At 72.1% G+C, this 10,888-nt stretch carries 10 protein-coding genes; 8 read left to right on the top strand and 2 right to left on the bottom strand.

Annotated elements, in window-relative coordinates; all coding sequences use genetic code 11:
- Nucleotides 1-657, bottom strand: a complete 657-nt coding sequence (locus AB0H62_RS39950; protein ID WP_360591830.1) for a TetR/AcrR family transcriptional regulator — start codon at nucleotides 655-657, stop codon at nucleotides 1-3.
- A 94-nt stretch (nucleotides 658-751) separates the two neighbouring features.
- Between AB0H62_RS39950 and AB0H62_RS39955 the strand changes: the two genes are divergently transcribed.
- Nucleotides 752-1,684, top strand: a complete 933-nt coding sequence (locus AB0H62_RS39955) for a shikimate dehydrogenase (protein WP_360591831.1) — start codon at nucleotides 752-754, stop codon at nucleotides 1,682-1,684.
- Nucleotides 1,671-3,482, top strand: a complete 1,812-nt coding sequence (locus tag AB0H62_RS39960) for a TIM barrel protein (RefSeq protein ID WP_360591832.1) — start codon at nucleotides 1,671-1,673, stop codon at nucleotides 3,480-3,482. The genes AB0H62_RS39955 and AB0H62_RS39960 overlap by 14 nt, the downstream gene beginning before the upstream one ends.
- Nucleotides 3,483-3,488: 6 nt before the next feature.
- Here the strand turns inward: AB0H62_RS39960 and AB0H62_RS39965 are convergent, their stop codons facing one another.
- On the bottom strand, nucleotides 3,489-4,661 hold the full coding sequence (locus AB0H62_RS39965) for a citrate/2-methylcitrate synthase (protein WP_220239089.1): 1,173 nt from the start codon (nucleotides 4,659-4,661) through the stop codon (nucleotides 3,489-3,491).
- A gap of 193 nt (nucleotides 4,662-4,854) precedes the next feature.
- On the opposite strand from AB0H62_RS39965, the gene AB0H62_RS39970 reads away from it, so the two are divergent.
- The 6 genes from AB0H62_RS39970 (at nucleotide 4,855) to AB0H62_RS39995 (ending at nucleotide 10,796) form a co-directional block, all read left to right on the top strand.
- Entirely contained in the window at nucleotides 4,855-5,925 is a 1,071-nt protein-coding gene (locus tag AB0H62_RS39970; RefSeq protein WP_255637786.1) for an isocitrate/isopropylmalate family dehydrogenase, read from the top strand.
- A gap of 34 nt (nucleotides 5,926-5,959) precedes the next feature.
- Nucleotides 5,960-7,291 (top strand): MFS transporter, encoded by a 1,332-nt coding sequence (locus AB0H62_RS39975; protein ID WP_360591833.1) that lies wholly within the window; start codon nucleotides 5,960-5,962, stop codon nucleotides 7,289-7,291.
- Nucleotides 7,288-8,031, top strand: coding sequence for an MBL fold metallo-hydrolase (locus AB0H62_RS39980; RefSeq protein ID WP_220239092.1), 744 nt, complete (start codon nucleotides 7,288-7,290; stop codon nucleotides 8,029-8,031). The genes AB0H62_RS39975 and AB0H62_RS39980 overlap by 4 nt, the downstream gene beginning before the upstream one ends.
- Nucleotides 8,028-9,065, top strand: a complete 1,038-nt coding sequence (locus tag AB0H62_RS39985; RefSeq protein WP_360591834.1) for an Ldh family oxidoreductase — start codon at nucleotides 8,028-8,030, stop codon at nucleotides 9,063-9,065. Before AB0H62_RS39980 ends, AB0H62_RS39985 begins: the two co-directional genes overlap by 4 nt.
- Nucleotides 9,066-9,070: 5 nt before the next feature.
- A complete protein-coding gene (locus AB0H62_RS39990; RefSeq protein ID WP_360591835.1) occupies nucleotides 9,071-9,904 on the top strand; it encodes an amidohydrolase family protein in 834 nt (277 codons plus the stop codon).
- A gap of 94 nt (nucleotides 9,905-9,998) precedes the next feature.
- Nucleotides 9,999-10,796: a thioesterase family protein gene (locus tag AB0H62_RS39995; RefSeq protein ID WP_220239095.1), complete on the top strand. Its 798-nt coding sequence runs from the start codon at nucleotides 9,999-10,001 to the stop codon at nucleotides 10,794-10,796.
- Nucleotides 10,797-10,888 lie beyond the last annotated feature (92 nt).

Here is a 10,888-nt window from a genome sequence, read left to right on the forward strand (position 1 = left end):
TCAGCTCGCGGTCAGGTAGCTCACGAGCAGGTCGCCGAGCATGCGCCGGTGGTGCTCGCGCGTGGCCGGGTCGAGCAGGTCGCGGCCGAAGATCGCGTTGAACGTGTAGCGGTTCGCGGTGCGGAACACGCAGAACGCGCTGATGGCCATGTGCACGTCGAGCGCGTCCACGTCCTCGCGGAAGAGCCCGGCCGCGCGGCCGCGTTCGAGGATGCGGGTGAGCACGTCGAGCGCCGGGTTGGCGAGCGTCGACAGCGTGGTGGAACGCGCGATGTGCTCGGCGCGGTGGATGTTCTCGATGCTCACCAGCCGCACGAAGCCGGGGTGGGACTCGTGGTGGTCGAAGGTGAGCTCGGCGAGCTGGCGGATCGCGTCGACCGGGTCGAGGTGGTCGACGTCGAGCTCCTGCTCCAGCGAGCGGATCACCGTGTAGGCCCGCTCCAGCACCGTGACGAAGAGCTGGTCCTTGCTGGTGAAGTAGTAGTAGATCATCCGCTTGGTGGTGCGGGTCTTCGCCGCGATTTCCTCCACACGGGCGCCGTCGTAGCCCTTCTCGGCGAACTCCGCGGCGGCGACGTCGAGGATCTCGGCCTTGGTCCGCTCCGCGTCGCGGGTGCGGTCTTTCCCGGTGGCGTCTTCCGGCGACGGTGCGGCCACGGACGTCCCTTCTCCCTCCGGACGGATCTCGTCCCACTGTAGGCCGCTTCGCGGCGAACCCGCCCGGCACCACCGGCTCGTCGAAAGGAAACCTGTGTACCCAGCCACGGTCGTGGACGCGGTCCGCGAGCACGCCCGCCGCTCCGGCCCGGGCACCGTGCTCGCCGGGCTCGTCGGTTCGGGCATCGGCCCGTCGCTGAGCCCGCCGCTGCACGAGGCCGAGGCGCGCCGGCTCGGCGTGCGGCTCGCCTACGGCCGCTTCGACCTCGACGACTGGGGCCTGCCCGCGAACGCCGCGGGCGAGGTGGTGGCGGCCGCGCGTGCCGCGGGCTACGCCGGGCTCAACGTGACGCACCCGTGCAAGCAGGTCGTGCTGGACCACCTCGACGAGCTGTCGGCCGACGCCGCCGCGCTAGCCGCCGTGAACACCGTGGTGTTCCGCGAAGGCACGGCGGCCGGGCACAACACCGACTGGTCCGGCTTCGCGCGTGGTCTCGAAACGGGGCTGCCGGGCGTGCCGCTGGGCTCCGTCGTGGTGCTGGGCGCGGGCGGTGCCGGAGCGGCCGTCGCCCACGGCCTGCTCACGCTCGGCGCGGGCCGCGTGTGCGTGCTCGACCTGGACCCCGCGCGGGCCGAGGCGCTCGCCGCGGCACTGCAAGCGCGCTTCGGTGCGGAGCGGGCTTCGGCCGGCGGCTCGGTGGCGTCGGCCCTGGCCACCGCTGACGGTCTGGTCCACGCCACTCCCGTCGGCATGGCCGCGCACCCGGGCCTGCCGCTGCCGGCCGAGCTGCTGGACCCGCGGCTGTGGGTCGCGGAGGTCGTGTACCGGCCGCTGGAGACGGAGCTCGTGCGCGTCGCCTCCGAACGCGGCTGCCGCGTGCTCGACGGCGGCCGGATGGCCGTGTTCCAGGCCGCCGACGCGCTCGCGTTGTTCACCGGCGCCGAACCCGACGCCGCCCGCATGCGGCGGCACTTCGACCGCCTCGCCGCCCCAGGGGAAAGGGAACCCGCCGATGTCCTCGACTGAAGTGCAGACTGAGTTCCGTCGCGCGATCGCCACCGTCTGCCTGTCCGGCACGCTCGAGGACAAGCTGACCGCCGCCGCGGCCGCCGGGTTCGACGGCGTGGAGATCTTCGAGAGCGACCTCCTCGCCTCGCCGTGGTCGCCGAAGCAGGTGCGCGAGCACTGCGCGGACCTCGGCCTGTCGGTGGACCTCTACCAGCCGTTCCGCGACTTCGAGGCCGTGGCTCCCGCCGTGCTCGCGGCGAACCTGCGCCGCGCGGAGCTCAAGTTCGACGTGATGGAGCAGCTCGGCGCGGACACGATGCTCGTGTGCTCCTCGGTGTCCCCGGACGCGGTGGACGACGACGATCTCGCCGCCGAGCAGCTGCACACGCTGGCCGAGCGCGCCGCCGCGCGTGGGTTGCGGATCGCGTACGAAGCCCTGGCGTGGGGCCGGTTCGTGAACACCTACGAGCACTCGTGGCGGATCGTGCGCCGCGCCGCGCACCCCGCGCTCGGGCTGTGCCTCGACAGCTTCCACATCCTGTCCAGGGGCAGTGATCCCGCCGCGATCCGGACGATCCCGGGGGAGAAGCTGTTCTTCCTCCAGCTGGCCGACGCGCCGCGGCTGGAGATGGACGTGCTGCAGTGGAGCCGCCACCACCGGCTCTTCCCGGGCCAGGGCGCGTTCGACCTCACGGCCTTCACCGGCCACGTGCGTGCGGCCGGTTACGACGGGCCGCTGTCGCTGGAGGTGTTCAACGACGTGTTCCGCCAGGCCGACCCCGGCCCGGCCGCCGTCGACGCCATGCGATCGCTGCTGGCGCTGGAGGAATCGCTCGGCACGACGACGTTGCCGGCCGCACCAGCGTTGAGCGGGCACGCGTTCACGGAGATCGCCACGGCCGGTGCCGAGGTCGGGCAGGCGTTGGCGGCACTCGGTTTCGCGCACGTCGGGCAGCACCGGACCAAACCCGTTGCACTGTGGCAGCAGGGCGAAGCGCGGATCCTCGTGAACTCCTCCGCCGCGGCCGAGGAGACCGCCTCCGTGGCCGCGCTGGGGGTGGAGAGCGCGGACCCGGTGACCTCGGCGGACCGTGCGCAGCGGCTGCTCGCGCCGGTGCTGCCGCGCACGCACAGCGCGGGAGAGGCCGATCTGTCCGCGGTCGCCGCGCCCGACGGCACCTCGGTGTTCTTCTGCCGCACCGGTCCCGGCGACAGCTGGCTCGACGATTTCGCCGCCGTGGCGGGAAAAACCGTCGACGCCGGAGTGACGGGTGTGGACCACGTGTCGCTGACGCAGCCGTTCGACCACTTCGACGAGGCCGCGCTGTTCTACCGCGCGGTGCTCGGCCTCGAACCGGATCCGGTCACGGAGTTCGCCGCGCCGTTCGGTCTGGTGCGCAGCCGCACGGTCAGCGGCGGCACCGTGCGCATCGCCCTGGACTCCGCCCTGCTGCGCCGCGGCGACTGGGCCCCGGGCGTGCGCGAACCGCAGCACATCGCCTTCACGACGGCCGACGCGCTCGCCAGCGCCCGCGCGATGCGCGCCCTCGGCGCCCCACTCCTGCCGATCCCCGGCAACTACTACGACGACCTCGACGCCCGCTTGGCCCCGCCGCCGGACCTGCTCGACGCCCTGCGCGCCCACTCGATCCTCTACGACCGCGACGAACACGGCGTCCTGCTGCACTTCTTCACCGAAATTCTCGGCGGGCGCGTGTTCTTCGAGGTCCTGCAACGCCTCGACGGCTACGCGGGCTACGGCGCCGTCAACGCGCCCGTCCGCATGGCCGCCCACCGCCGCAGCCGCCTCGCCTGAGTGTCCTCACCTGCCGGTGTAGGTCTCCAGCGAGTGCGCGATCCACCCCGCCGTGCGGGCGATCACGAACACCGCCTCACCGGCGCCCTCGGCCATGCCGTGCACGAAACACAAGGCACCCAACGCGAACTCGACGTTCGGCTCGAGATCGCGCCGGCGGCGGACGAGGTCTATGGCGGCCTCGACGATCGCGAGCCGTTCGGGGTCCGCGGGCGCCTCGGCGAGCAGGCGCAGCAGCTCCGACGCGCGGGGATCGGCACTGCGGTACCGCGGCTGCCCGAAGCCGGACAGCCGGTCGCCGCGCAGGAGGCGTTGTTCGAGCACCCGCGAAACCGAGGCGGGCGAAGCGATATCACCCAGCCACGCCTGCACGGCGAGTGACGAACCACCGCCCAGCAACAGTCCACTCGCGACACTCATGCCCGCGAGCACGGCCGAGTACGGGTCCGCCGCCTTGGCCGCGGCCTCGCGTACGGCACGCGTCGACGGGCCGAGGCCGTGGTCGGCCAGCAGGACCAGCGCGGCCGAGAGCACCGCGATCCGTTCCGGCGTCGCGGGTTCCGCTGTCAGCCGGCCCCACAGCCGCTCCGCAATGGGCCGGCCGCGCTCGCACACCGCGCCCGGCTGCGGCAGCGACTCCACGAACGCGGGCGCCATCGTGCGCGCCGCCGAGAGTACCGACGGCACGGACAGGTCGTAGCGGAACGAGTCGCGCGCGCCGAGCAGCGTCGCGGTGACCTTGAGCCGGTCGAGCGGCAGGCTGTCGGCCGGCATGGTGTCCTGCAGCCGGCGGATGGCGGAGACCAGCTCCGGTTCGAGGTCGCGCGCGGGCGCTACGTCGGGCTGCTCCCACAGCAGCTCGGCCACCTCTTCGTACGACGCCGTGCGCGCCAGCTCCACGGCGTCACGCTCGCGGTAGAGCAACGTGTCACCGTCGAGGCGCGCGACCTGGCTGGTGTCGGACGAGACCGCCGGCTCGTCGTCGTGCAGGAGCGTGCGCGTGCCCTTGCGCTGCCCGAAGCCCTCGACCTCGCTGCGCGAGAGCCAGCTGCGCCGGTCGCGGGGGAGCCGGTGGCGCTTCAGCAGGCCACGGCTGATGTAGGCGTACACCGTGCTCTGCTTGACCCCGAGGACGTCGGCTGCCTCGGCGATCGACAGCACCTCAGTGTCGGTGCTCACGACTGGTGACCCCTCCTCTTCCGGCAATCTCGTGCCGCGTTGACGATTCGCGGCGAGTCTAGTGACCACTGATGCTTGTCACGGAACAGAAACATCGGGTTGACAACGGATTCCGGACAGGCCTACGGTCTCGTCGTTCTCGTCAATGTTGACTCTCAATGTTGATTGTATTGATTTTCGAGGTGGAGTGCCAGTGCAGGTTCATGACATCGCCGTCATTCGCGGGGACGGGATCGGTCCCGAGCTGGTCGACGCCGCGCTCACCGTGCTGGGCGCGGTCACGGCCAAGAGCGGCTTCGAGCTTCACTACACCGATGTCGACGCCGGTGCCGACACCTACCGCCGAACCGGCGTGGCCTGCTCGCCCGAAGACCTCGACTACCTGCGCACCGCCGTCGCGGCCACGCTCAAAGGCCCGGTCGGCCTGCCCGACGTGCGGTTCCCGGACGGCACCGAGGCCGGCCTGCTCGGCGGCATCCTGCGGATCGGGCTCGACGCGTACGCCAACGTCCGCCCCGCGCTGCTGCTGCCCGGCGTCACGTCGGCGCTGGGCGGGGTGAAGGCCGGCGGCATCGACTACGTCATCGTCCGCGAGAACACCGAAGGCCTCTACGCCTCACGCGGCAAGGGCGTCGGCAACCGCTGGGCCGTGTCCGACACGCTCATGACCACCCGCGAGGGCACGCTGCGCATCTGCCGTCGCGCGTTCGAGCTCGCGGCGGCCCGCGGCGGCGCGCCCAACGACGGCAAACACCGCGTGACCTGCGTGGACAAGAGCAACGTGCTGCGCAGCCACGCGCTGTTCCGCGAGATCTTCTTCGAGGTCGCCGCCGGCTTCCCCGACGTCGAGACCGAGGTCCTCTACGCCGACGCCGCGGCCCAGGCCCTGGTGCTGCGTCCCGGCGACTTCGACGTGCTGGTGATGGAGAACTTCCTCGGCGACGTGCTCAGCGACCTCGGCGGCGCGACCGTCGGCGGCATCTCGCTGTGCGGCTCCGGAAACATCGGCGACGTCAGCGCGTACTTCGAGCCCATCCACGGCAGCGCGCCCTCGATCGCCGGCAAGGGCCTCGCGAACCCGATCGGGCAGATCCTCGCCGCCGCGATGATGCTCGACCACCTGCACCACGTCGCCGAGGGTGACCTCGTGCGCGCGGCCGTCGCCGGCGCGCTCGGGGCCGGCGACATCGGCATCCGCCCCGACGGCTCGGCGACGGGCGGCCCGACGGCCGTCGCCGAAGCGGTCGCGGCCCGGCTCACCTGACTCCTTTCCCGATGAAGAGAACGGAACACCCGTCATGAACACGGAGCTCGAGTTCACCGGCGCCCGCCGGCGCCGCATCATCATCGCGGCCTCCGCGGGCAACTTCGCCGAGTGGTACGACTGGGGCGTCTACGGCGTGGTCGCCACGATCATCGCCGCGAAGTTCTTCCCCGGCAACGATCCCGCCGTGGCGCTGCTCAACACCTACGCCGTGTTCGCGCTCGGCTACATCGCCCGCCCCATCGGCGGCATCTTCTTCGGCTGGATCGGCGACAAGTACGGCCGCCGCCGCGCGCTGTCGATCTCGATCCTGTTCACGTGCTTCGGCACCGCGCTCATGGGTGTGCTGCCCACCTATGCGCAGATCGGCCTCCTGGCACCGGTGCTGCTGCTCGTGTGTCGCCTCGCGCAGTCGATGGGCGCGGGCGGCGAGTACGCGAGCGCGATCAGCTTCGTGTTCGAGCACAGCCCGGCCGCGAAGCGCGCCCGCAACGTGAGCACGCTGATCGCCACCACGTTCATCGGGATCCTTTGTGGATCGCTGCTCGCGCGGGTGTTCTCGAGCATCCTCACGAAGGACGAGTACCAGACGTTCGGCTGGCGCATCCTGTTCCTCGTCGGCCTGCCACTGGCCGCGTTCGGCGTGTACCTGCGCTCGAAGGTCGAGGAGAGCCCGGAGTTCGAGCTGCTGGTCAAGGCGCGCGAGAAGGCGAAGGCCGCCGCCACTCCGCTGCGCGATGCCCTGCGCCTGCACTGGGTGCCGATCGTCATCTTCATCGTCTGCACCGCGAGCTACGCGCTGCTGAGCACCACCATCACGTCGTTCCTCACCACGTTCCTCATCAACGTCGGCAAGCTCGACAGCACCGAGGCCTACAACGCGACGATCGTGAGCAACGTGCTCGTCATCGCCGGCACGCTCGTGATGGGCCCGGTGGCGGACAAAATCGGGCTGCGCAAGGCGTTGAGCCTGACCGGGCTCGTGGTCGCGATCCTCGCGGTGCCGTCGCTGGCGCTCGCCGCGGGTGGCGGGGTCGGCGCGTTCACCGGCGGCGCGCTCATCGGTGCCTGCAAGGGGCTGCTCGCACTGCCGGCGCTGCTCGCGATCAGCCAGATCTTCCCGACGGCCGTGCGCGTCACGGCGGGGGCGCTCGCCTACAACGTGGCGCAGGCCGTGTTCGGCGGCACCGGCCCGATCATCGGCGTGTGGCTCAACGACGTGACCGGCGGCCCGTACGGCCTCGGTGTGTACCTGGCCGTGCTCGGCCTGGTGACGGCGATCGTCGCGTTCCGCGCGCGGCGTACGTTCGACCACGACGAGGCCGTGGTCCCCGTTGCCGACGTGGTTTCCCCGGAGTCGCGGTGAACATCCTTCCGCTGACCCAGGGTTATCCCGGCAAGAGCACCCAGCACGGCGGGCTCGGCTGGAGCAGCGTCACCCTCGTGCGCCACGGCGAGCGGCTGATCCTGGCCGACACGGGCTCGTTCGGAATGCGCTCTCTGCTCGCGCAGCGGCTGGCGGGCCACGGCGTGGATCCGGGCGAGGTCACCGACATCCTGCTCACGCACGCGCACTACGACCACGCCGCGAACTACCTGCTCTTCCCGTCGGCCACCGTGTGGGTGGGCGCGGCGGAGCTGGAATGGGCGGCGGGGCGCGAGCCGGGGTTCGACCCGTTGCCCGAGCTGTACGCCGCCGATCTGGCGAGCAACCCGCGGACGCGGCGGGTGAGCGAAGACGGCGAGATCTTCCCCGGCGTCGAGGCGTTCGCCGCGGCCGGGCACACGCCGGGCTCGCTCGTGTTCCGGGTGGCCGGTTCCGTGCTGTTCAGCGGCGACGCCGCGAAGAACCGCGCGGAGCTGCTGGGCGGCGATGTCGACATGACGCTCGACCGCGACGCGAGCCGCGCGTCCGTACACAAGATCCTCACCCTGTGGCGGGAACACCCGGACACGCTGCTCGTGCCGGGCCACGACGTGCCGATGCTGTGGCACGACCGTCCTGTTTACACGGACACCCGGCGAGCCGGGATCCGTTCGTGGTTCGGCGAAGACCTCGCCGCGACCACCGAGTTCGACCTGACCGAAGGAGAAGACCACCGATGACCGGCGACACCCAGATCACCGCCGAGGACCTGCGCGGGCTGGCGGCCCGCGCGCTGGCGGGGAACGGGATGTCCGAAGAGGACTCCTCGCGCGTCGCCGACGTGCTGGTGCTCGCCGACCTCTTCGGCATCCGCACACACGGCGTCGCGCGGATCCCGCAGTACCTCGACCGCGCGCGCCTCGGCGGCGTCGACCTGCACGCGAAGGTGGCGGTGGACCAGGTCGCGCCGGCGTTGTCGCGAGTGGACGGTGCCAACGGCATCGGGCCGCTGGTCGGCTCGCACGCGCTGGACGCGGCGCTGGCCTCGGCCCGGGCGACCGGCCTGGGGGCGGCCTTTGTGCGTGGCAGCAACCACTTCGGGCCCGTGATGCCGTACCTGTTCCGCGCGGCGGAGCAGGGGTTCGCGGCGATCATCGCGAGCAACGCGACCACCACGATCGCCCCGTGGGGCGGCCGTGAGGCGCGGCTGGGCAACAACCCGCTCGGCATCGGCGTGCCCACGCCCGGCGGTGACCCGGTGCTGCTGGACATCGCGATGAGCGTGGCCGCGCGCGCGAAGATCCGCGCGGCCGCGGCGGCGGAGGAGTCCATTCCGGACACCTGGGCCACCGACCGCGACGGCAAGCCGACGACGGATCCCGCGGCCGCGTTGGACGGGTTCCTGCAGCCGCTGGGCGGGCACAAGGGTTACGGCCTGTCGGTGATGGTCGACCTGTTCGCCGGCGTGCTCTCCGGTGCCGGGTACCTCACGCGCATCAGCTCGTGGAGCGTCGATCCGGAGCGGCCGCAGAACCTGGGCCACGTGTTCTTCCTGATCGACGCGTCGAAGCTCGTGCCCGGTGCCGAGCTGGCGTCCCGGATGGACGATTTCGCCGGCATCCTGCACACCACGCCGCCCGCGGACCCGGCGCAGCCCGTGCGGCTGCCGGGTGAGTTCGAGCTCGCGCGCTACCACCGGCAGCTGCGCGACGGCGTGCCGGTCGACGACGGCGTGCTGGCCCGGCTGTCCGAGTTCGCGGGCGCCGTGCGGTGACGAGGGTGCCCTCCGGTTCGTGCGACTGTCACGTGCACGTCTTCGACCCGCGGTTCCCCTACGCCGGGGACCGGGCCTACACGCCCGGCCCGGCGAGCGGCGAGCAGCTGGACGAGCTGCACTGGCGGCTCGGCGTGAGCCGGGCGGTGCTCGTGCAGCCGAGCCCGTACGGCACGGACAACTCGTGCCTGCTCGCGCAGCTGCGCGTCCGGGGTGACCGGGCGCGCGGTGTCGTGGTGTTCGACCCCGCCGCGCCGGCGCCACTGGGGGAGTGGCACGCCCTGGGGGTGCGCGGGGCGCGGGTGAACCTGGCGACGTTCGCGGTCGACGATCCGGCCGTGGCCCTCGCGCCGCTGCGCGCGACCGCGGCGGCCATCGCGGACCTCGGCTGGCACCTGCAGGTGTTCACGGAGCTGTCCGTGGTCGCGGCGCTGGCCGACGACCTCGCGCGGCTGCCGGTGCCGGTCGTCCTCGACCATTTCGCGCTCGCTTCTCCCGACCTCGGTCAGCCCGGGTTGCCCGAGCTGACCGACCTCCTGCGATCCGGTGCGGCGTACGTCAAGCTCTCTGCGCCGCACCGGATTTCCACTGCTCTCGACCACGCGGACGTCGCGCCGCTGGCTCGCGCGTTGGCGGCCGCCGCTCCGGACCGGTTGCTGTGGGGCACCGACTGGCCCCACACCGGTGGCCGGCCGCGCACTCCGGGCAACCGCCTGAGCGTCGAGCCGTTCGAGCCGATCGACGACGCACGGGCGTTGGCCCGGCTGCTCGAATGGACCGGCCCGGACGTGAGCCGGCGGATCCTGGTCGACAACCCGGTCGGGCTGTACGGGTTCTGACGGGCGTGGTGTCCGTCTCACTCGACGGGCACGCAGGGACCGGGCGAGCTAAGTTGCGCGGAACAACCCTCTGCCCGGCGAGGAGGCGGTCCTGGTGAGCACGACGACCTTCGCCGCGGTGTCCGCCGTCAAACGGCGGTCGCCCGGCGGTTTCGACGCGGACATCAGCCCGCAGTGGACGATCGGCGGCAAGCCCAACGGCGGTTACCTGCTGGCGCTGATCGCGCGCGCCGCCGTCACCGAGCGCGAGCACTTCGACGTGCTCGCCGCCAGCGCCCACTACCTGCGCTCACCCGACCCGGGCCCGGCCGAGGTCGAGATCGAGACGCTGCGCACCGGCCGCAACTCGAGCCAGGTGCGCGGCCGGCTGGTGCAGGAGGGCAAGACGGCCGTCGAGGCCCTGTTCACCGTCGGCACGCTGGCCGACGGCGAACCGTACTGGCAGGACGGTCTGCCCGATCCGCGGCTCGAGGTGGACTCCCCGTTCCGCGTCCCGGGCGCCACGCCGTCCGGGCTGCCGGTGTCGATCATGGACGAGATCGAGGTCCGCCTGGACACCACCAGCGCGCGGGTGTTCACCGCGGGCCCCTCCGGCGGCGGCGAGCTCGTCGGCCGCCTCGCGTTGCCGGGCGACGAACCGTTCGACCCGGTGAGCCTGCTGTTCGCCGTCGACGCGTTCCCGCCGGCCACCTTCGACATCTCGGCCAGCGGCTGGGTGCCGACCCTCGAGCTCACGGCCTACGTCCGTGCCCGCCCGGCCCCCGGCCCGCTCCGCGTGCTCCACCGCGCCCACCTGATCACCGACGGCCGCGTCGACGAGTCCTGCCACATCTGGGACAGCACCGGCAAACTGGTCGCCCAGGGCACCCAGCTCGCCGGCATCCGCCTCTAGCACCGCCCCCCAATATGGCGTTGGTACTCAACGCACCCGATGTGGCGGGTGGGGGGGGGTGTTGGCCGCAGAGCCGCCCCGGGGGGTGGTGT

The sequence above is a fragment of the Amycolatopsis sp. NPDC050768 genome, assembly GCF_040654155.1.
Taxonomy (GTDB): Bacteria; Actinomycetota; Actinomycetes; order Mycobacteriales; family Pseudonocardiaceae; genus Amycolatopsis.

What these genes read in the sequence shown, in the direction of transcription:
- AB0H62_RS39960 (WP_360591832.1), top strand. Translation starts at nt 1,671, where the DNA reads ATGTCCTCGACTGAAGTGCAGACTGAGTTCCGTCGCGCGATCGCCACC.
- AB0H62_RS39975 (WP_360591833.1), top strand. Translation starts at nt 5,960, where the DNA reads ATGAACACGGAGCTCGAGTTCACCGGCGCCCGCCGGCGCCGCATCATC.
- AB0H62_RS39985 (WP_360591834.1), top strand. Translation starts at nt 8,028, where the DNA reads ATGACCGGCGACACCCAGATCACCGCCGAGGACCTGCGCGGGCTGGCG.